Source organism: Natranaerobius thermophilus JW/NM-WN-LF, from assembly GCF_000020005.1.
GTDB classification, from domain to species: domain Bacteria; phylum Bacillota; class Natranaerobiia; order Natranaerobiales; family Natranaerobiaceae; genus Natranaerobius; species Natranaerobius thermophilus.
This window is the reverse complement of the sequence record NC_010718.1, coordinates 2,912,344-2,934,512: the sequence shown is the minus strand read 5'-3', so window position 1 is coordinate 2,934,512 and position 22,169 is coordinate 2,912,344. Positions and strand designations below refer to the sequence as shown.

The following is a 22,169-nucleotide window of genomic DNA, read 5'->3' as shown; positions in this document are numbered from 1 at the left end:
ATGGAGGTGTTAAAATGCGTGCCTCTAACAGACATGAATGTCAAGGATCTGAACCCATTTTTGATCTAAATATCGTGCGGTCAATTAAAAATGATCTACTCCAAAAGGGAGAGTTTAAGGCTTATTTGTTATTTAAGCTGGGGACATCTACACCACTAACGCTTGAACAGCTACTAAAATTACGAGTTAAAGATTTAACATCAGATGAAGTCAAGCTCTACTTATCTCCAAGTTTCCCCCGGGAAATCAATGATTTCTTGCAATCACAGCCTGAAAATCAAGAACTATTTTCCCATAAGGAATTTCAAGCTGTGAAAGACAGAGCTGTTACCCACGGAGTGATAGATTTTGACCAGGAAACAATGCGCAAGACTTTTGGCTACCATTATTTTCAAAAAACCAGGGATATCAGAAAAGTTGAACAGGCTTTGAATATGAAACCAGAAACCTTTACTTTCAAATATATAGGGTATTACGATGAAACTTACTATTGCTTTTATTGTACCAAAGGCTGCCTTTGGTAACTTTTTTTATTGGTGTAGAGCTTTTATGAAAAGTGCTGTTATATTTAGCTGTTGAACTGTGAAATTTTCAAACGAACGGATTGAAATTTTACAGTTATCAACATTCAACTTTAATACAGCTTTACTGAATTACTTATTGACTAAAAGGGGGTAGCTTAGAATCATGAAGGCTATAAAGGCTTTGACGAATGTTACAATTATTGATGGTACAGGAAAGGAGCCGGTACCTAATGGAGTGGTGGTCATAAATGAACAAGGTGAAATTCATTCTTGGGGTGAGATGGACGAGATAGATATCCCCTCAGATGCGGAAATTCGAGACTATCAAGGTAAAACTCTTATGCCAGGCATAGTGGACACCCATGTACATTTTTGCTTTGAGCCCTGTGCTGATCCTTTTTCTGTCCTGACTAAGGAATCCGATGCCCGGACCGGATTGAAAGCTGCCAGCTATGCTTTGAAAACTTTACTCTCTGGTGTGACTACTGTAAGAGATATGGGTGGAAAGAATTACGTTGATCTTGACTTGAGAGATAGCATACATGAAGGAAAACATCTTGGCCCTAGGATGTTCGCATCGGGTAAAATTCTTACTATGACAGGCGGCCATGGTTGGGCCATTGGTGAAGAGATTGATGGAGAAAGTGAAGCCAGAAAAGGAGCTAGAAAACAGCTGAAAAAGGGTGCGGATTTATTGAAAATAATGGCCACCGGTGGTGTCATGACAGAAGGAGTAGAACCAGGGTCTCCCCAGCTTACCAAAGAAGAAATCAAAGCTGCTGTGGAAGAAGCTCACAAGGGTGGCAAAAAAACAGCAACTCATGCCCAGGGAATCAGGGGTATAAAAAATGCCATTGAAGCTGGCATTGATTCAGTAGAACATGGTATTTTTCTCGATAATGACATCATAGAAACCATGGTAGAACAAGAAGTGTACTTAGTTCCAACTTTATCTGCTCCGTATTGGATTTCTGAAAAAGGTAGAGAAGCTGGTATTCCCGAACATGCCGTTAAAAAAAGTGATGCTATTATTGAGGATCATGTAAGCAACTTTAAAAAAGCTTATGAAGCAGGTGTCAATATTGCCTTGGGAACCGATGCTGGTACTCCTTTTAACGAACATGGTAAAAACAGTTTTGAACTGGAATTGATGGTAAAACACGGTATGGATCCTTTAGAAGCAATAAAAACAGCCACTTACATGGGGGCAGAACTTCTCGGAATTTCCGATAAAGTTGGTCAAATTGCACCGGGATTGTATGCTGATCTGTTAATTATTGATGGAGATCCTGTAGCAGATATTGAAGATATTGAAAAAATCCACAGTATATACAAAATGGGTAGGGAGATCAAACCTGAGGAATTAACTATCGCCGAATCCGTCTAGAATTAATTTTTGTCAGGCAGCAATTAAACGGGCAGTAACTTTTTGCCAGTATCTTCGTCTTAATATATAAATACAAAATAATCAAAAAGAAAGAGGTAATGGCGTTATGACAAAAGTTAGAGCTTTCATGTCTTTACTTGTTTTAATTGTAGTAATTGCTACTTTAATTGTGCTGCCCGCTTGTAGTTTCAATAACAGTGATGATGCGGCCAAAGAAAACAGTGATGCGGCCACAGAACCTGAATCAGAGGAAAATGCCTCAGAACCCAAAAATTATGAGGAATGGCCTGAAACCAAAACTGATATTATGACTATGGAAGGAATGGAAGAAGAAATTGAATTGCAGCGGTTTTTACATCCAGATGATTTATTCCTGACTTACTATCCTGAAGATATGATTACTGAAGAGATAACCTGGAATCACGGTTCGGTTCAAGCTTTTTATTCCAATTTTCAAGGTGAAGTAAATAAAGATGCCTTTGTCAAGTTTTATATTTTCGATAATGATAAGGAACCAGCTTCTCAGGGGGAGCTAAATTTACAAGAATTTTCAAGTGAAATGGATTATGAATTGGAAAAATCAGATTCAGAAATAAAGGAAGAACTCTTGGAAAAGCATCCTTGGGCCATGGACGCAGGTATTTACTATGATAATAACATTTCGGGAAATGTATTTTCTGGAGAGCAATCTGGAACTTATTTCCTGGTCGTTATTCAATATCCCCATGAGTTTGGTGATGGCATGGAACCACGTATTAAAATGATTTTAGACCATTATTATTGGATCGATACGGAGGAATCTTTAACGGAAGTTAATTAATCGTTAAGCTTGAGGAGTGAGTGTATATGTCTTATTTTGATTATCAGATTTTAGGTTCTGTAATGCCTATGCTAGAAATTAGTCTACAAAAGGACCAACGACTATACTGTCAAGCAGGTGCCATGCAGTGGATGGATGCCAATGTAAAAATGGATACCGGTATGAAAGGTGGGGTCATGGGAGCTCTTAAGCGAAGTGTTTCCGGTGAAGGTATGTTCTTGACATATTTTACAGGACTGCAAGATAATGCCAAGGTAGCATTTGGCCACACCTATCCTGGTAAAATTATTCCTCTAGATATATCCAAGGGAACTATGATCTGTCAACGAAGATCTTTTTAATGTGCCACTGAAGATGTAGAGTACGGCCTGTACTTTCACAAAAAACTGCGGGCTGGCTTTTTTGGTGGAGAAGGCCTAGTACTGCAGAAACTTTCAGGAACCGGTATGGCCTTTATTGAGATAGACGGGGAATGTGTTGAAAAAGAACTGGCCCAAGGAGAGACTATTAAAGTGGAAACTGGGTCAGTGGGTGCTTTTGAGGAAAGTGTTAATATGAGTGTGGAAAGGGTTAAGGGTATCAAAAATATGTTCTTAGGTGGAGAAGGATTTTTCTTAACAAGCCTGACAGGCCCTGGTAAAGTCTGGCTTCAAACTATGCCTATTCAAAGCTTGTCAGGTGAGTTATCAAGTTATTTACCGAGTAAAAATTAATAAAATATTTATAGTTTGGTCCTTAAAGAATTTGCCCTCAAGGACATTGTCACCAACTGATACTGATAGCAGTTGTGGGCAATGTTATGTATCCTTGAGGGCTTTTTTGTTACCAAGTTTTATATTTTTGCTTGGTATTCATAAGGTATACTAATAAACTTACCTGGTTCATCTATTTCAATAAGGTTTTGCAGGGCTTCTCGTATAATATTCTTTTGCACTTTTACATCATTGGGAGGGCCTACATTGGCACCCATGGGAACTAAAGCGTGAACAGCTCTAGGTGAACCTTGCTGTTTAGCTACAGGATGCAGAGCGGCAATCATTATTGTTGGTATACCGGCTTCTTCAACCCTTCTCTGCACAATCACGGCAGAGCGATGACAAGTTCCTCATCCAGCAGTGAAAATGGCTGCTCCTGCTTCAGCTTCTTTCAATTGCTGTGCTATTTCTGGACCTACACTATCATTGAAGGCATCAAAATCGCCTCCACCTCCCATAAAACCTATATGGCTGGCACTGCCTCCTTTAATCATTCCCTCATCCGCTAGTTCGTTTAATCTGTCGATGGGGAACATGCAATTTATATCTTGTCTGACGTCCTTGTGGTCATATCCTCCGTGAGTTACCATTAAATTTTCAGAACTCACATCCCAAGGGATTTTTCGATAAGTGTTATCTCCAGCCTTATTAAAGGGCTCTTGATCTTTTAAATGAATACCTGCAGCTGAAACCAGGGCTACTTTCGTATTAGATAGATCCTTAGGAGCTTCTGTCCAAACAGCGGGAGGCTGTTGGGGGACAGGAACTTCCGAATTTATTAATTCAGTATTATTGGTTAATTTGTTTTTTAGCATGGTAACTGCTCTGTCAGCATCCCAATCGGTCAATGTGTTTTCAGCTAATACTTCCGTTTCAAACATACTATCGCTTTTGTTTAATTCCACCATGGCATCCATAAATTCATTTCCGATAATTAAAGCTCCTTGTTTAGCTGCATAAGTAACCCCAACTACCGGGAAACCTCTTTTACCCACTTCTTCAATGTGTTTGGCAAAATCAATATGGTTATTCCCGAAACCTTCAGTCATAACAATTACACCATCAGGTTGAAGTTTTTCCATAGCCATGCCCACACGTTCAGCTACATACTCTTTTTCATGATTTGATTGAGGTGAGCCTACGGCCAATACTCCAGAGAAATAAAGATCTGTGTCTTCATATAATTTATGGAGTAACGGATCCCTAGAATAATGTCTAGTGGTTTCTTTAGTTGATGGTCCTACACAGGTCATGGCATGGATGCCACCGTCTTTAACTTCATTGGGTGACATTAGCACCGGGACATTGCCCAAATCTACTACGCTCTTACCACCAGTTACTCCACAAGGTTCTAGAGGAAGCAATAAATTATCATGCATTCCCCCTTGACCCATCATTTCTTTGACTAGAACAACTTCCGGCTTATCTTGATGGGACGGAGTATCTCCTTCAGTGACTGTTGTAGTAGTATGAGGGGGAGTATTATTTATGTCCCTTTTAATTGCATTTCTGATTTCTTGTATTATTTCATCAGCTGCCCTGTGACAGGCTGTAGGACCGTCCCTAGTCATGGCTATACCGTCTTCGATTATCATATCCAGGTTTAATATTAAATCTTCTTCATCAGGACAACCAGGCATATTAAAGGCGATCTTTTCTGAAACTTTTCCAGCAGTGCTACCGAATTCCGCTACCTGTTTGCCGCTGGCTTCTCTCCCTGTCAGTAATACTGTGATGCCATTCAACTCTAAAGTGGTACCTGTACCCATTTTATCTTCCATTTTAGTCTTTACAGGAATAACATCCATCATGGTATTCACTTCAATATCTTCATCTTTGCTAGTGAATACGCGCATTTTAATATCTTTTAGCTCGGGATATTTGGCTGCTACTTCTTGAGTAATATTACTATTTACTAATAATTTATTACCTTGAATTTCAGTCCTACCATGGGAATTCAAATTTAGTTCGGAAATTTGAAAACCTTGTATCTCTAAATGTCTATTCATATAAAATCCTCCTGTTTGATGATCTGTTGCGAAGCTGTTTTAACATTTCTAGTTTTAACTGTTGCTTGAACCATTATGAGAATTTTACAGGAAAAATTTTATCCCATGAATAGCAAATAACATCCTGTTATATAGCCTAAGAACAAAAAAGGCTTGCCCATTGAAGCGTAGAGTTATATCAAAATTTACTCTAGCAAATGGACAAGCCTCTTTTAAATGGACAAGCCCTTATTAAATTCTGCTTGCTAAAACTGTAGTTGAATTTATCTAACTTATTTAATTATTCTACCTTCTTTAATAATCATTTCTTGATTCTGATAGGCCTTAACATCATTAAGAGGATTTTCATTTAATAAAACTAAATCTGCCACTTTATTTTCTGCAATAACACCTCTATCTTCTAACTGGAGGAGTTCAGCAGCTACTGATGTTGCTGACTTCAACACATCAGACAGAGACATACCGTAATCATTCATAATTTTTAATTCGGTAAAATATTGCTCAACAGGCAGATAAGGTGCAAACAAATCTGTACCTACTGCAATTTTGACATTTAAATCAACTGCAGTTTTGAATGTTTCCTTGTGAATTTTGACAACTCTTTTGGCTTTTTCCGCAGCATATTCTGGTAGTCCTCCACCAACCCCGATATCAGCCATTCGCTTCATAACCGCCAGGGTAGGTACCATAAAGATATTTCTATCTTGCATATTAGTTAATGCTTTCTCATCGGCAAATATGCAGTGTTCTACTGAATCTACACCGGCTTGGATAGAGTTGTGGATACCAGTTGATCCCTGGGCGTGAGAAGCCACTTTTTTCCCTTGGTTATGAGCTTCTACCACAGCAGCTCTCATCTCTTCTTCTGAGAGTTGGGGAGCTCCCGGCTCTTCACCTTGGGTATAAATACCGCCTGTAGCCATAACTTTTATCAGGTCAGCCCCTTGTTTTAAAACTTCTCTAGCTGCTCTGCGTGCTTCTTCAGGGCCGGAAATTTCTGTTCCTAAAAACCAGCCATGGCCACCGATCATTACAAGGGCAGAACCAGAACTGACAATGTTTGCACCCTCAAGCTTTCCACCTTTAATGGCATCCCTTAAATTTAAAACAGTTTCTCCCGGGCTTCCTACGTCTCTTACAGTAGTGATGCCGTTTTTAAGACAATCTTGAGCTTGTCGAGCAGCCATCAAGGCCATGTAAGACTCGCTTTTGCCTTCAATTTCTGCCTGGGGATCACCACTTCCGTCCCAAACTAAATGAACATGGGTGTCAATTAGGCCTGGGATTAAATACTTGCCCGTTCCTTCAATGACATTCCAATCAGCTAACTTGGCCTCATTTGCTAAGTTTTTGCCTATCTTAGCGATACTTCCCTGCTCTATATAAACATCGTACTGTTCTAATATTTCGTCATTCTGTCCGGTGATTACATTGACAGATCTAATTAACAAAGGTTCCTGTCCAGTTCGATTCAAGTTACTCCCTCCTTGAACTTTGGGTCATCAAACTAACTACTACCAAGACTATAATAGCCACAGGAACGGATATCAGGGCCGGGTCATAGCCTACAATGTCAAAAAATTCAATTCCCAGAGTCACAATAACTCCACTTAACATGGAGGCAATACCGCCTATTTTCGTAACCTTATTGCCCCATAGATAAACACCTAAAATAGCAGGGGTGATTCCTGCCGCATAGACTGTATAAGCGTACATCTGAGCCTCTAATATTGAAGGGAAATACTGTATCAGGATATAGGCTAGAATTCCTAAGACTACTATCAGTCCCCGGGTTAACAATAGCTGTTCTTTACTGCTGGCATTTTTGTTGACGTAGTTTCTGTAGATATCCATAGTTATATTAGTTGCAGATGATAACAAATAGGAACTACCAGTAGTGATAATAAAGGCGGTGATTGAAGCCAGCATTAATCCACCAATAAAAGTCGGCATAATTGTCGTAGTAGCTATTAGTGCCTGCCCAGGATCAATGTCAGGGAAGTTAACTCTAGCTGAAAAAGCTATTAGTGAAATAGCGGGATAAATGACCAATAGTCCAACGGCCCAGCCAATTGTTCCCATCTTAGTTTCACTATCACCCTTTGATGAAGCTAATCTCTGATACATGTTTTGATCACCCAGTAGTAAAAATAAAGTTGGTAAAAAATATCCTAAAAATCCAATGAAATCTAGCTCTCCCAAAGCTGATAAACTAGTTTCTGGAACCTGGGTTACAACATTTTCCCATCCTCCAGCCTGAATCAAAGCAGATGGGATAGCTACTATCAATCCAATGACTATGATAAAAGCACTGAGAGCATCAGTAGGTGCAACTGACATTAATCCTCCAACGGTAGCCAAGAAGATTACAATTACAGCTGCTATTGCTGTACCTGCATCAACGGAAACACCTGTAGTTACGTTCAATACCATTCCTAGGCCAGTATACTGATAAGAAACTATCCCGACAAAAGCCAGGATAATTATAATACTGGCAATGATTTTGGCTGTTTCACCGTATTTTGTTTCTAAAGCTTCCGCAATTGTGTACTTACCTGAAGCTCTGATTTTTGGTGCAATGATGTACAAAATGCTAACACCGAGTAAGCTAGATAGTCCGAATAGTATCGCGGGCCAAAGACCATAAGAATACCCTATGGACGTACTACCTCCTGTAACCGTACCACTTCCTACCCATGTAGCCAGGAGTGTACCCATTAAGACAATTGGTCCCAAACCCCTTCCGGCCAACATAAAATCCTCACTGTTTTTAATTCTTCTGGAATAATACAAACCAATACCTATCATGAGAACGAAATAGATTATTAAGAAAAATAATAGTTCAGGTTGATGTGTTAATTCCATCTTCATACCTCCTTATGCTTTAATTTGTTAAAACAAAACTGTTTAACTGATTAATATTCTAGTAAACTTGATATTTTCCTTCCTAAAACTTGTTTTCGAAATTTTTATATGAATATATTTATTAAGTTATTGAAAGAACTATTACAAGAACTATTACTCTAAATTTTACACGCGGTTATACTTAGTTGTAGAGCTGTAAAATTTTACAGTTACCAACATTCAACTTAATTCGGTCAAGTTTTTAACTTAGCCCATTAAAAAACTCCCTTCAGAATCAGGTCAACTGAAGGGAGTTACAAATTTATTTTCATTATGCTTCTTTACTGGCCTCTGGCCTTTGTATCTATTTTGTCTAAGGCCTTTCGTAAATACGGAGATAAGATTAACGCAATGAAACCACCGACTAAAGCAGTAATTAACTGGGGAAATTGTAGCATTTGGGCTACTTGTGGAGGTACTTCAATGACTAATCTAACAGCAATGGCCAGGGCAGCAAACTTGGCTATAGAAGCTACTGCAATAGCTAAAATATTGTTAATCTTGGATAAATAATTAAACAGTATTACATATAGCCAATTACCCAAAACAATAAAGGGAATGGCAGGTCCTAAAGGCGGAGCTAGAATTCCTCTAACGAAAGCAATTACTGGAGTAAGAGCTCCAATAACCATAGCACTTTTATACCCTAGGATGATGGTTGATATTAATAGCATAGCGTTAATAGCAGGTCCTGTTAGGTATTGAGGTAAAGCCAGCATTTGAAAAGCCAGGGTAATCCCTAAAAACAATGCAGTTTTAGTCAACATCGACACTGAAACATTAGCAGTTTTCATCTGATCACTCCTTTGTTAAGTAAGTCGATAGAATCTAGCTCCTTCTAGCTCCTGTTTGAGCAATTAGTTTTGACTGCTTTGTAAGGCTGTAATGGCATTAAGGGCTTGAAGAACTGTGCCAACTGATAGGCAATCTTCATTAATATCAAAAAACTCATTGTGAATGGGATAAACTTCATTTTGATCTTTATTGGCACATCCTAGCTTGTAAAAAGTACCACTGCTTTGTTCTAAGAAGTAGGAAAAGTCCTCTACCCCCATAGTAGGTGAAGTTTCCACTCGAACATTTTCATCTCCTAATAGTTCTTTGCCCTTGGAGAGAACTAGATTGGTCATGATTTCGTCATTTATTAAAGGTGGATATCCTTCTTCTATAAACACTTCTCCCTTGGTATCTAATCCTTGGGTAATAGCTTCTACAGTTGTTTTGACCCTAGACAACACATATTGTCTGGTTTCCGGGTCTAAAGTTCTCACTGTGCCTGTCATGGCCACTTCACCAGCAATTACGTTATGCTGGGTTCCTCCCTGAATTGTCCCCAAACTGATGACTGCCGATTTAAGGGGATTTACATTCCGGCTAGTAATTGTTTGCAAAGCAGATATGACTTGGGCCGATGCTGTAATGGCATCTCTTGATTCGTGAGGGTAGGCTCCATGACCTCTTTTTCCTTTTATCTTAATGCTTATAGTATCGGATGAGGCGTTCATTTGATCGTATTTTACTCCTATTGTTCCTAAGGGTAAATCGGGGGCAACATGCAGTCCAAAAATTGATTTTACTTTCGGTTTTTCTAAAACTCCAGCATCAATCATGGGCTTGGCTCCACCTACTGTTTCCTCAGCTGGTTGAAATATTAATTTTATCTGACCGGAAAATTTATGTCGAATTTGAGTTAATATGCTAGCTGCTCCTAATAAAATAGTTATATGAGCATCGTGGCCACAAGCATGGGTTACACCAGGGTTTTGAGATTTGTAGGGGACGGACTTCGCATCTTCAAGGGGAAGGGCATCCATATCGGCCCTAAGAGCTACCGCCTCGGCCTCCTTAACTTGATCATCATTACTTTGGCTTTTAGCCGTTCCGTTGATAATCCCCACTACTCCTAAATTCGGGAAATCTGTCTGGACTTCTAATCCCATTTCTTGTAGATAGTTAATAATTCTATCTCTTGTTTGAAACTCTTGGGTGCTGAGTTCAGGATATCTATGGAAATCTCGTCTCACTTGAACCAACCAGTTCTGTAATTTTTGCCCTTGCTCCCAAATTTCTTGTGTTTGTATCATTTCACCCTTTTTTTCACTCATCTCACTCACTCCAACTACCTCCTGTCATAATAACAGACTTTAAAAGTGCACCTTCTTTTGTTATAAGCGCTATTATATTTATTTTAACTTTTGATATGATGCAGAAACAAGCAGGAATATAAAAATTTTAACCGAACTCAGTTTTATAATTAGCACTATTATATAATCAAACTGGTGAAAGAAGGTGAGATTTTGGTACATAAATTTGAACCTGAAAATAAAGAAAAGCTTGATTCTAAGGAACGCAGGGAAAAGCTTCCTCCCAAAACCATTTTAAAACAGTTAGGACTAAAAAAGGGAGATATAGTAGCTGATATAGGCTGTGGTTCAGGTTTTTTCACTATTCCAGCAGGTGAACTGGTTGGTGAACAGGGAAAAGTATTTGCTCTAGATATTTCTTCTGAAATGTTACAGACTGTAGAGGATAAAATTGCCACTCAGAACTTGACAAACATTGAAACTCGGCTTACAGAAGAAGATGATCTTAAATTATCCCGGGGATCTGTGAACTTTGCCTTATTAAGTTTTGTATTGCATGAAGCGGAAAACCTTCACAAATTTATAGCAGAAGTCAAGAGGATATTATCATCAGAAGGGACCTTGGCTATCATAGAATGGCGAAAAGAACCTACTGAAAGCGGCCCACCCTTGGAGCACAGAGTATCATGGCAGCAAACTGTAGATATACTAGAAAGCCAAGGATTTAAAGCAATTAAAACCTGGAAACCAGAAGAGATTTCACAGGCGATCAGTCCTGATTACTACGGAGTGACTGCCAGGCTCAGGGCTTAAACTAGTAACCATAGTAGAGAGAAAAAGAAAGTGTAACTTTGATATAATTAACGTGTTTTGTTATTATATTCACAAGGGTATTAGTAAAATTTATAAACTAGGGAGGTGAAGACTGTGGAAAAATTATTAATTGCTCCATCTAAATACGTTCAAGGTCCTGGGGTAACTAAAACCCTGGGTGAATACGCTGAAAATTACGGTCAAAAAGCCTTGATTATCGGCGGTAATACAGCTTTGAAAGCATCTCAAACTAATATAACTGACAGCCTAAAAGAACATCATGTTGACAGTGAAGTGGTTACTTTTAGTGGAAAGTGTACGGAAAAGGAAATAGATGATCTTCAAGACAAATTTGCAGAGGTTGGAGCGGATTTTATTATTGGAGTGGGTGGAGGAAAAGTAATTGACACTGCTAAAGCAGTGGCCCACTACAAGGATGTCCCCATGATCATCGTTCCCACCATTGCAGCTACTGATGCCCCTTGTAGTGCATTATCAGTCGTTTATACCGAGGAAGGGGCTGTGGATGAGTATCTATTTTTAAAACAAAATCCCGATGTTGTTATGGTAGATACGGATATAATCAAACAAGCACCAGTGAGACTCTTTGTAGCCGGAATTGGCGATGCCCTGGCAACCTATTTCGAAGCCCGGGCCTGCTATCAGAACAACGCTGATAGTGTAGCTGGTAAAAAAGCGACCAGAACAGCTCTGGCCCTGTCAGAACTTTGTTATGAAATTTTAGAAGAACACGGAGAAAACTCTGTGACAGCTTTGAATAATAATGCCCTTACCCCGGCAGTAGAACAAGTGACAGAAGCCAATATCTTATTGAGTGGCTTAGGTTTTGAAAGTACCGGGGTGGCAGCAGCACATGGGATTCATGATGGATTGACAGTTCTAGAAGAAACTAAAGAAGCCTATCACGGAGAAAAGGTGGCCATTGGCACTCTGGCTCAGTTAGTTTTAGAAGGGGCTACTGAAGAATTAGATCAAGTTCTAAAATTGTGTTATTCTGTTGGCCTTCCCACTACACTCAAGGAAATTGGTATAGAGACGGTAGATGAACAGCGATTGTTGAAAGTAGGTGAGGCTAGCTGTGCGGAAGGTAGCATGATTCACAACATGCCCTTTGAAGTCACTCCCGAAATGGTTAAAGATGCCTTACTAACAGTGAATGGCCTGGGAGAAGAGGTAGATATATATATTGATTAATTAGTATAATTAATCAGGCAAAAAGACAGGGCAGGAATAGTTAACCGACTATTCCTGCCCTGTCTTTGTTTAATAAGTTTTTAGTCTTTACCTTTGATCAGGACTGTACGAGGGTAAAAGTAAAGTGTTTCCCGGGGCAGGAGTTTTGGGTTGATCTAGTTTGATCGTGATTTCATCATCATGAATTAACAATTTATAAACAGTTTTAGGGGAAAGGTTTTGTTTTGCTCCCGTTGAACTGGAATTTTCAACGTGGATACTATTAGCTCCCGTTATCCATAGATACCGTCCCAGTGAATAGAATTCAGGTTCCGATTCCCAGTCAATATCAACCGGAATACTGGCCAGGCTTCTGCCATAACGTGGTATTGGTTTAGATCCCTGTTCGGTAACTTCCTGGCCCAGTAGTGTTTTTATATGACTTCCTGTCAGATTGTCTTCGTAAATCTTTCCGTAATTGTACTCATCACTTTCCTGAAGATAACTGTGCTTACTTTCGAATAAATTTGTAACTGCCCATTTGAATCCCTCCGAGCTAATCTCACCCGGAAGTTCTGACTTTAAATGACTTTTTAGTACTTTTAAATCCCGGTAAGTAATAAAAGGATAATCATCTCCGTAAAAACCCTGACTTTCCGAATACCCATAATACAAATCACCTGAATCTTTCAACCAGTCATCACTTGTAACCCTGAGGCCATTAAGCATTTTCTTCAGTAAATCTACAGTTTGATTGTATTCTTCATGGGATAAAATAGTCTGATTGTATGTTTTCTGGTGATGCAGTAAGTGAAATAAGTAATTGATATTGTGAATAGTGTGATTTAGCGATGCTACCGGGATTTTATTCTGGTGCTGATCTTCGTGAAAATAGTCTGGGAATAAAGTTCCTCCATCTAATTCATAAACCAGATCTTTTTGTAAGACTTTATTAAAGTAATCCACATAATTTGTACCTGCTTGGACCCAATCTTCCCTTTGAAATTCTTTTCCCGCATCTAATAAAAATATTGAAGCATCGGCGGACATTCTGGTATCGATAAATCCATCAGTGATACCGAAGGCCCTGTTTAGGTAATTGGCCTCTACATCAGTTCTGAAAAATCCATCTTCACCCATCATCCCCATAATAGTGTGGGCACTATTGAGTAAGATGACGTCAAACAAGGGATTACTGCTAAAGTTGGTATAATCCATAATCAAAAGAGGAGTAGTGACCTGAAGATTTAGATTATGTAAGTTTTTTGGTAGCTCTTCTGGATCTTCATCCTCATAATAACTTTGAGGGGTTTGTCTGTATGAACCCTGGGCTGTTTGCCATTCCAGGTGGCCGTGATAATTATAAGATGTCTTAAGAGCTTCTATACATGTACCAGATAATTCCTCTAACTCCATTTTACCAGCATCGATTATAAAAGTATTTAATCCCTCTCCTTGGCTGAGGGTGAATCTTTGTCTATTCCACTGGGGATGCTCTTTATCAATTAAGCCGCGATAATTTTCCCAACTTTCAAAGTGAATGATATCCCCAACAAAGGCGACATGTCCGTTTATTTCTTTTAGTTTATTCAATGCTTCATGAGTTTTGAATTGGGAACCAGAATTATTCTGTCCTGAAACAGTGGTGTTTTTCTCCAAAACAACATCTTCTCTGAATTCACTATCTAAGAATATTACACTGCTATCTTGTAAATGGTTTTTTTCAAAACTTCGTTCAGTAAACTCCATCTGACCTAGTTTGTTATTATTTTCCGGATTAAAAATGTTTAAAATAAATTTTCTTTCATTGATCAGCTCATCATTATCAGTCTCTTTTTCAACGCTGATTCTAGTTTCAGTTTCAGGAAAGCTATAATCTATCTGTAAACCATTTTTCATTTCCCAGCTAAAATGGTCTCCGTGCAGATAGAATCTGTTATCATTTTGAGTGCTGATTTCATTATCTTCTCGGGGCGATTCCTCAGAATCATGTGCCATAATATCATTAGAAAAATTAGCACCAATTAATATCGTCAAAGATAATATTCCCGTACCGGCTATTCTAACTAAACTAGTCTTCATTATTAGATCACCTCTATCTTTATTTGAAGGTTGTGTTAAAGTTGAATGTTGATAGTTGAACTCTTTAATTTCACATCCAGCCTATTCGAAAAGATTTTTTTATGGGATAAAGAAATTTTTTATGGTTCATGGTGAAATGTAGCTCTTAATTAAGATTTTTCCACTTGCTTAACTATTTTTCTACAAAAAATAACAAATTCCTTTATGACCATGGTTGTGATTATTTAATACAATTAGAAAATATACAAAGATCAAATCAACTCATTAAATTCAGTTGTTTTTCCGGCTTAGTTTTGGATGCAAAATTTGCTATTGGTTTATTAAAATTTTAGCTGTCAATGTTCTTTGAAAATGTCACCTAAAAACGCATAAATTTGTTCAGAGAAAATGTCACCCCCCAGGAAGGTAGACCGAGTTTTAAACTCGGTCCCTGGTATTTAGTATAGTATCTAAAAGTTCTTGATCAGTCAGGTCGTAGTTAAGATTTGTTCTTTCACTTTGTTTTCTCCAAGGGTGATTTTCATCTGGGACTATTCTATTTTTAGGTGATTGCGTTGTTTTAACTTTTTTGGTCATTTTAGTAGTTGAAGGCTTGTCCACAATTTGAGTTTCAAACACCATATCTTTATATTTTACTTTAACTCCAAATTTAGGATTAGATAGGACAGTAACTTTAGATTTAGGAACCAGTTGACTATTTTTATCTAAAATTTGATAGTAACTTCCTTCAAAAGAGAAAGTGGCACTGTTGTCCACAGTTCTTTTGAATTTAGAACAAAGTATATGATCAAGATTAATATCTTGATTTAAACAGGTAAAAGCCGATAGCTCATTTTCGGGCTTTAGGGCAAATCTTTTATTAAAATCAGGCAAGAAATCTTTTTGTAAAAATTCATTAGCTTTCTCCATGGTAGTTATATTGTGTAGCTTAAAAAGTGTGGGCAGTCTGCTTTGTAAAGTATCAAAAAGCCTTTCAACTCGTCCTTTTGCTTGTGGAGAGTTAGCAGGTATAATAGTGACTCCTAACTCTTCCATAGCTGCACCAAATTGAGTAGGCTTAACTTGTTTACCTGCGAGCTGTTCATCAATCGAAAGCTTGTCCGATTTAGGTGATCTAAAAATAGTGTGCTTATCGCTATAAAGACTTGCAGGAATACCATAGTTTGAAATTAACTGATGCATAATCTGAAAGTATCCCTCAAGACATTCATTTTCAACAAAAAATAATCCTAGCAAAGCTCCTGTGGCATCATCGATAGCAGCGTGTAAATCACAATCAAAGCCAGTGTCAAACCAGTCATAAGGTGAGGCGTCTATTTGTACTAAAAGTCCCATTCTGTCCTTGCGTTTGCGTCTGTGGTGACTCTTACTCTTTTTATGTTTTTTAGGACTAGAAATTCCAGCTTTACTAAGAATTCTATGAACAACTGGCCTACTGATAGAGATTTTTTCTCGCTCGTTTAAAAGTTCTGTAAAATGAGTGAAATTTGCATTTGGGTATTTTTCTAACTTTAGAGAAATGATATGTTTTTCAGTACTTTCAGGAACAGAATGATCAGGCTTTTTACCTCGGCTTTTATGTATGACAAAACTGGGTCCTTCTAGTTGCACTCCTTTCTTCAGTCGTTTAATTTGTCGATCACTGAGGTTCAAAGCTCGTGCTGCATCTCTAATGGTTAAGTAGCCATCAATTGTTTGATTGATAATATTTAGTTTTTTAATTTCTTCTTGGGTCATTTGATATGTCACCTTTTTAGTCATAGTGACATTTTCACAGAACATTCTAGGGGTGACAATATCACAGAACAATTACATTTATTAAAATTTTAGCTTGATAAAAAACAAAAGATGAGTTATAATTTATTTGAAATTCAAAAGTGAAAAAATTATCAAACAATTAAATCAATTCACAGATTTTAGGATCTGTGAATTATTTTATATCGCTAGCAGGAACAGTGTTCTGAACAAAGGAACAGAAACGAAAGGGGGTATTAATAAATTCTAAAACTGTTAAAGATCAATTGTTTAAAAATCGTCATTTAGGAGGGTAATAATGAGTAAGAAAAGTTCTGACACAATCATTATCGGTTTCGCTCTTTTTGCCATGTTTTTAGGAGCAGGTAAGTGATTTTTCCGCCATTTTTAGGTCATTCTTCTGGAAGTGACTGGTTGCCCGCTGCAGTTGGATTTTTGTTAACAGGAGTAGGGCTTCCTCTGTTAGGGGTTATTGCAGCTTCGGTAGCCGGCGGCACTGTTGATGATTTTGGAAAAAATGTCAGCCCCAATTTCGGAAAAATTTTCGGAATAGTGATTGTTTTGGCAATTGGACCTTTATTAGCTATTCCCAGAACTGGAGCAACGGCTTTTGAGCTAGGAGTTGTACCATTTTTCAGTGATTCACTTATTGCTTCAATAATTACTACAACTATCTTTTTTGGACTTACATTATATTTTGTTCTCAATCCTTCTTCAGTTATAGATAGGATTGGAAAATACTTGACTTCAATCTTAGTTGCAATTCTGGGAGCAATAGTTATAGGTGGGATTTTAAACCCCATAGGTAATCCCGTAGATATGGAGGCTGCTACACCCTTTAAAACTGGTTTAACAGAAGGTTATCAAACTATGGATGCATTAGGTTCGGTTATTCTAGCGACCATCATAATTAGCAGTTTGAATGAAAAAGGTTATAGTACCACATCAGATCAAGTTTCAATAACAATTAGAGCAGGAATGATTGCTGCTACAGGTTTAGGATTAATTTATGGTGGATTGCTGTTTCTAGGAGCAACTTCCAGTGCAGTTTTTTCTGAGGGGATCCATCGAACAGAATTATTAATTGGAGTGAGCGATAAAATATTAGGCTCTATTGGTACTTATGCCTTGGGGATGAGTGTATTTTTAGCTTGCCTAACTACCTCAATAGGCCTAACAACCACAGCTGGCAAATTCTTTAGTGGAATTACAAATGGTAAATTAAATTATAAACTAGTAGTTTGGGTAACTGTTTTATTTAGTGCTTTTTTTGCCAATGCTGGAGTAGAATCTATTGTAAGGATAGCTGAGCCAATTTTGGTAGCAATATATCCTGTCGCCATTGTTCTGATAATTATGACAATCTTTAATAATTACATAAAAGATAAAGTGGTTTATCGGGGAGCTGTTTTTGGAGCATTTATAGTTGGTTTATTTGACTCAGCCATGTTATTAGATTTAGAACTTTACGGACTCGAAAGTATTATGGGGAATTTACCATTTGCAGAATACGGTGTTCAATGGATAGTACCTGCCATCTTGTTTGCCTTGATTTCTAAGTTACTCAAAAGAGGGATTTCTCTACGGACTAAGGAGAGTACAGACACAGCTTAAATTTACCAAAAATCAACAATCTGTTATAATTAACACAATATAAAATGAAACTCAGTTTAGATAACTTTTATGTAAAGGATGGGATCCAAAATGAGCGATAGCGAATCTAAAAATATTCAAGCCATTGAAAGAGCCCTGGATGTACTACTACTATTTTTAGAAAAAAAACGAGAACTAGGTGTGAGTGAGATCAGTCATTCTTTAGGTTATTATAAAAGTACTGTACATAGGATACTATCAACTTTAAGTAGCCGTGGCTTTATTTACAAAAATCCCATTACAAATAAATACTGGTTAGGAGTTAAAAATTTCTCCTTAGGCATGTTATATCAAGACAAATTTGTATTAAAAGATGTGGCCTATCCGTATCTAAAAAAATTGTCAGAGGATGTAAATGAAACAGTCAATCTTGCAATACTTGATGAGATAGATGATCCAGAAGTTATTGTTGTTGAGAAGATTCAGACTGAACATATGTTGACTATTTCACCTCCAGTAGGGTCACGAACACCAGCTCATTGTTCCGGTGTTGGAAAAGTTTTATTGGCATACAGTGATGAAGGCGTACTAGAACAGCTTAAACAAAAACCATTAGAAGAATTTACTTCAAATACAATTGCCGACTTTAAAGAGTTATATAGAATTTTAGAAGAGGTAAGAGAAAAAGGTTATGCTATCGACTATGAAGAAATAGAGATTGGCTTGAGTTGTTTGGCAACTCCTATATTTGATCAAGAAGGTCATGCTGTAGCGGCAGTTAGTGTTTCAGGTCCAGTAAATAGAATTTATAATCGTTTTCCGGAAATAATTAAACAATTAAAACTAACATCGGCTCAGATTTCCAAATTTCTCTGATTGAAAGTCTAAAAATTTTTATCTTTTTATGGAACACCGTTCCATACAATGGAACTATAAATAAATTATGAAGAGTTAATATTTTAAAAAATCTTTTCAAGGAGGTTTTTAAGATGTCTGAACAGGTTTTTAGGGAAATGGAGCAACAGGGTCATGAACAGGTGATTTTTAATTATGACAAAAAAACTGGTTTAAAAGCTATTATTGCAATCCACGACACTACTTTGGGCCCGGCTCTTGGTGGTTGCCGGATGATGGACTACGAAAGCGATGATGATGCTTTAACCGATGTCCTTCGCTTATCTAAAGGTATGACCTACAAATGTGGAGTTTCAGGTGTGGATTATGGTGGTGGAAAGACAGTTATGATTGGAGATCCAGAACAAAAAAATGAAGGAATGTTCAGAGCCCTGGGACGTTTTGTTCAAACTATGCGAGGACGTTATTACACTGGTACTGACGTGGGAACATCCCCAGACGATTTTATTCACTCTATGAGAGAAACAGATTGTATAGTAGGACGTCCTGTAGAATTCGGTGGTGGCGGAAGTACTGCTATTACCACGGCCTATGGTGTCTGGCAGGGATTGAAGGCTTCTGCTAAAGCAAAATACGGAACTGATTCGCTATCAGGAAAAAAAGTTGCCGTCCAAGGTTTAGGAAAAGTTGGGCAATTACTTGTTAAACATTTAATTGAAGATGAAGGGGCTGAGGTAGTGGCAACTGATATTAGTAAAGATGCCATTGAAGAATTGAAATCGAAATATTCACAGATTGAAACGTGTGAACCGGATCAGATTTATGAAGTGGATTGCGATATTTTCAGTCCCAATGCATTAGGTGCAGTTATCAATGACTTCACTATTGAAAAATTAAAATGTGATATTGTAGCGGGTTCAGCAAATAATCAGTTACAAGAGGATAAACACGGTGATATTTTATTTGAAAAGGGAATTTTATATGCACCGGATTATGTAATTAATGCCGGAGGGCTAATTCAAGCAGCTGATGAAGTCAAAGAATTCAATCATGACAGAGTTATGAAAACTACGGCTAGAATATATGAAATATTGTTAGACATTTTCAAAATATCTGAAGAAAAGCGAGTACCTACTTATCAAGCAGCCAATATATTAGTAGAAGATCGATTAGATACAGTAGCAGAGGTCAGAAAAAACTTTTTAGTTGAAGAAAAGAAATAACGAAAATACTTTAACGAAAATATTAATATAAAATGTTCGAACTTTAAAAATCTTATTATAGGTTCCTGGATCAGTCCAGGTCCAGGAACCTATAGGCATGTTAAAACCAAGGAAGGAGGATTATAATTGAAGATACTTGTTATAAATCCAGGTTCCACATCCACAAAAATTGCTTTATATGAAAATGAGACGGCAACAACTGAAAAAACAGTTCGACATAGTGCCGATGAATTGGCTGAGTATCAAGATGTGGCAGATCAAGATGAATATCGGCTTAAGCATATAAAGGAGACCCTGGAAGAAATTAATGTGGAATTAGAAGAACTTGATGCAGTCGTAGCTCGAGGAGGATTGTTAAGACCAATTCCAGGTGGAACTTACAAAGTAACAGAAACCATGATAAATGATTTGAAACAAGCTAAATATGGAGAACACGCCTCAAATCTAGGGGCTATTATGGCTGATATCCTATCAAAAGAACTGGATATTCCAGCTTATATTGTGGACCCTGTAGCTGTTGACGAGTTTGAAGATATCGCCAGATATTCAGGTTTACCAGAATTAGAAAGATTAAGCCAATCCCATGCTTTAAATATGAAAGCCGTGGCCCGTAAAGTAGCAAGGGAAATGGATCGCTCCTATGAAGATTTAAAACTAATTGTGGCTCATTTAGGAAGCGGTATTTCGGTAGCTCCTCATTATAAAGGCCAGATGATTGATGTAAACAATGCCAACAACGAAGGCCCTTTTGCTACAGAAAGAACAGGGACTCTCCCCGTATACCAGTTAATTCAATTGTGCTATTCAGGTAAATACACAGAAAAAGAAATGGTTGAAAGAGTTCTCAAAAAAGGTGGAGTCTATGCCTATATGGGAACAAAAGATATCCAAGAAGTAGAAGAAAAGGCTAAATCAGGTGACGAACAGGCAGATATGGTATTAAAAGCCATGACCTATCAAATAGCCAAGGAAATTGGTGCTATGGCTACTGTCCTAAATGGTGAACTGGATGCCATTGTCATAACTGGTGGTATGGCAAACTCTCAATATATAGTTGACCAAATAAAAGAAAGGGTTTCCTTTTTAGGACCTGTAAAAGTTGAAGCTGGGGAAGAAGAGTTGGAGGCACTAGCCCTGGGGGCTTTAAGGGTACTCAACGGAGAAGAAACTGCCAAGATTTATTAAAATAAACAGTATTTAAGTAAAGTTAAAAGTCTGTATTTAGGAGGGGGAACTTAAAAATGAGAATTCAAAGTTTTTCGGACTTAACTGAACAGGTAAGAAATATCAAACCCGTCACATTGGCTATTGGACAGGCAGCTGATCAAACCATTCTAGAAGCCGTTAAATTATCTATAGAGAAAGAGTTACAAATTAAATTTAAATTGGTCGGTAATGGACAAGAGATAAAGAACCTTTCACAGAATATTGGTTTAGATCTCGATACCGACTATCTTGAAATAATTGAAGAATCAGATGAAAAAAGCGCTGCCACTACAGCTGTAAAGTTAGTATCTTCAGGTGAAGCTGATTATTTGATGAAGGGGCTAATTGGCACCTCATCTTTTCTAAAAGAAGTTTTGAACTCAGATTATGGACTCAGGACTGGCAGAATTTTAAGTCACTTAGCCTGTATCGATGTAGCTAATCTTGATAGATTACTCTTCATAACAGATGGTGGTATCAATATATCACCAGAACTTGAAGAAAAACAGGTGATTATTCAAAATGCAGCAGACTTTGTTAATAGCATTGGGGTTTCACCTCCTAAAGTAGCTGCATTGGCGGCTGTGGAGCAGGTAAACCCGAAAATGAAGGCCACTGTGGATGGAGCAATCTTATCTAAAATGGCTGACAGAGGTCAGATTAAGAACGCAGTAGTGGATGGTCCCTTTGCTCTAGATAATGCAGTTAGTAAAGAAGCTGCTGAACATAAAGGGATTAGTAGTCCAGTAGCCGGTGAAGCAGATATTTTATTTGTTTCAGATATAGAAGAAGGTAATCAACTAGCCAAGTCCCTGACTTTCTTAGGGGGCGCTACCATGGCAGGCCTTGTTGTGGGGGCAAAAACTCCCATAGTCTTAACTTCTAGATCTGATAATTTAGAAACAAAAATGACTTCAATGGCCCTAGGGGCATTATCTATTAATAATTAATAACGAAAGGGGAGA

The 22,169-nt window shown here is 37.8% G+C and carries 17 protein-coding genes and 2 pseudogenes; 11 read left to right on the top strand and 8 right to left on the bottom strand.

Going from position 1 to position 22,169, the window contains the following annotated elements; translation table 11 throughout:
* Positions 1 to 14: 14 nt before the first annotated feature.
* The 4 genes and pseudogenes from NTHER_RS13715 (at position 15) to NTHER_RS16305 (ending at position 3,444) form a co-directional block, all read left to right on the top strand.
* Positions 15 to 524 (top strand): site-specific integrase, encoded by a 510-nt coding sequence (locus tag NTHER_RS13715; RefSeq protein WP_012449106.1) that lies wholly within the window; start codon positions 15 to 17, stop codon positions 522 to 524.
* Between the two features lie 163 nt (positions 525 to 687).
* On the top strand, positions 688 to 1,911 hold the full coding sequence (locus NTHER_RS13710) for a metal-dependent hydrolase family protein (protein ID WP_012449105.1): 1,224 nt from the start codon (positions 688 to 690) through the stop codon (positions 1,909 to 1,911).
* Positions 1,912 to 2,017: 106 nt separating this feature from the next.
* Positions 2,018 to 2,731 carry a hypothetical protein gene (locus NTHER_RS13705; RefSeq protein WP_012449104.1) on the top strand — a complete coding sequence of 238 codons (714 nt, stop codon included), beginning with the start codon at positions 2,018 to 2,020 and terminating at the stop codon, positions 2,729 to 2,731.
* Positions 2,732 to 2,757: 26 nt separating this feature from the next.
* A pseudogene (locus NTHER_RS16305) lies at positions 2,758 to 3,444 on the top strand (TIGR00266 family protein).
* A 119-nt stretch (positions 3,445 to 3,563) separates the two neighbouring features.
* On the opposite strand, the gene prdB reads toward NTHER_RS16305, so the two are convergent.
* The 6 genes and pseudogenes from prdB to NTHER_RS13670 all read right to left on the bottom strand — a co-directional run bounded on the left by prdB (position 3,564) and on the right by NTHER_RS13670 (position 10,504).
* Positions 3,564 to 4,367, bottom strand: coding sequence for a D-proline reductase (dithiol) protein PrdB (prdB, locus tag NTHER_RS16470; protein ID WP_148206944.1), 804 nt, complete (start codon positions 4,365 to 4,367; stop codon positions 3,564 to 3,566).
* Between the two features lie 72 nt (positions 4,368 to 4,439).
* A pseudogene (locus NTHER_RS16465) lies at positions 4,440 to 5,495 on the bottom strand (glycine/sarcosine/betaine reductase component B subunit); the annotation flags it as partial.
* Positions 5,496 to 5,767: 272 nt separating this feature from the next.
* Positions 5,768 to 6,970 (bottom strand): metal-dependent hydrolase family protein, encoded by a 1,203-nt coding sequence (locus NTHER_RS13685; RefSeq protein WP_012449101.1) that lies wholly within the window; start codon positions 6,968 to 6,970, stop codon positions 5,768 to 5,770.
* A gap of 1 nt (position 6,971) precedes the next feature.
* Positions 6,972 to 8,360: a sodium:solute symporter family protein gene (locus NTHER_RS13680; protein WP_012449100.1), complete on the bottom strand. Its 1,389-nt coding sequence runs from the start codon at positions 8,358 to 8,360 to the stop codon at positions 6,972 to 6,974.
* A gap of 320 nt (positions 8,361 to 8,680) precedes the next feature.
* Positions 8,681 to 9,193 (bottom strand): hypothetical protein, encoded by a 513-nt coding sequence (locus tag NTHER_RS13675; RefSeq protein ID WP_012449099.1) that lies wholly within the window; start codon positions 9,191 to 9,193, stop codon positions 8,681 to 8,683.
* Between the two features lie 63 nt (positions 9,194 to 9,256).
* Complete coding sequence (locus tag NTHER_RS13670; RefSeq protein WP_012449098.1) at positions 9,257 to 10,504, bottom strand: M20 metallopeptidase family protein; 1,248 nt, start codon at positions 10,502 to 10,504, stop codon at positions 9,257 to 9,259.
* 192 nt (positions 10,505 to 10,696) lie between these two features.
* Here NTHER_RS13670 and NTHER_RS13665 point away from each other — a divergent pair, with 192 nt between their 5' ends.
* Together NTHER_RS13665 and NTHER_RS13660 are read left to right on the top strand one after the other, a co-directional pair.
* Positions 10,697 to 11,296 (top strand): class I SAM-dependent methyltransferase, encoded by a 600-nt coding sequence (locus NTHER_RS13665; RefSeq protein ID WP_012449097.1) that lies wholly within the window; start codon positions 10,697 to 10,699, stop codon positions 11,294 to 11,296.
* A 114-nt stretch (positions 11,297 to 11,410) separates the two neighbouring features.
* Positions 11,411 to 12,511 (top strand): glycerol dehydrogenase, encoded by a 1,101-nt coding sequence (locus tag NTHER_RS13660; protein WP_012449096.1) that lies wholly within the window; start codon positions 11,411 to 11,413, stop codon positions 12,509 to 12,511.
* A gap of 87 nt (positions 12,512 to 12,598) precedes the next feature.
* Here the strand turns inward: NTHER_RS13660 and NTHER_RS13655 are convergent, their stop codons facing one another.
* Both NTHER_RS13655 and NTHER_RS13650 read right to left on the bottom strand, forming a co-directional pair.
* Complete coding sequence (locus tag NTHER_RS13655; protein WP_012449095.1) at positions 12,599 to 14,572, bottom strand: hypothetical protein; 1,974 nt, start codon at positions 14,570 to 14,572, stop codon at positions 12,599 to 12,601.
* A gap of 417 nt (positions 14,573 to 14,989) precedes the next feature.
* Positions 14,990 to 16,381 (bottom strand): ISNCY family transposase, encoded by a 1,392-nt coding sequence (locus NTHER_RS13650; RefSeq protein ID WP_202943851.1) that lies wholly within the window; start codon positions 16,379 to 16,381, stop codon positions 14,990 to 14,992.
* 315 nt (positions 16,382 to 16,696) lie between these two features.
* On the opposite strand from NTHER_RS13650, the gene brnQ reads away from it, so the two are divergent.
* From brnQ to NTHER_RS13625, 5 genes are all read left to right on the top strand, one after another.
* Positions 16,697 to 17,941 carry a branched-chain amino acid transport system II carrier protein gene (brnQ, locus tag NTHER_RS13645; RefSeq protein WP_012449094.1) on the top strand — a complete coding sequence of 415 codons (1,245 nt, stop codon included), beginning with the start codon at positions 16,697 to 16,699 and terminating at the stop codon, positions 17,939 to 17,941.
* Between the two features lie 90 nt (positions 17,942 to 18,031).
* Complete coding sequence (locus NTHER_RS13640) at positions 18,032 to 18,796, top strand: IclR family transcriptional regulator (RefSeq protein WP_012449093.1); 765 nt, start codon at positions 18,032 to 18,034, stop codon at positions 18,794 to 18,796.
* Between the two features lie 113 nt (positions 18,797 to 18,909).
* Positions 18,910 to 19,998 carry a Glu/Leu/Phe/Val family dehydrogenase gene (locus NTHER_RS13635; RefSeq protein ID WP_012449092.1) on the top strand — a complete coding sequence of 363 codons (1,089 nt, stop codon included), beginning with the start codon at positions 18,910 to 18,912 and terminating at the stop codon, positions 19,996 to 19,998.
* A gap of 126 nt (positions 19,999 to 20,124) precedes the next feature.
* Positions 20,125 to 21,183: a butyrate kinase gene (gene buk / locus NTHER_RS13630; RefSeq protein ID WP_012449091.1), complete on the top strand. Its 1,059-nt coding sequence runs from the start codon at positions 20,125 to 20,127 to the stop codon at positions 21,181 to 21,183.
* 56 nt (positions 21,184 to 21,239) lie between these two features.
* Entirely contained in the window at positions 21,240 to 22,154 is a 915-nt protein-coding gene (locus tag NTHER_RS13625; RefSeq protein ID WP_012449090.1) for a bifunctional enoyl-CoA hydratase/phosphate acetyltransferase, read from the top strand.
* Positions 22,155 to 22,169: the final 15 nt, after the last annotated feature.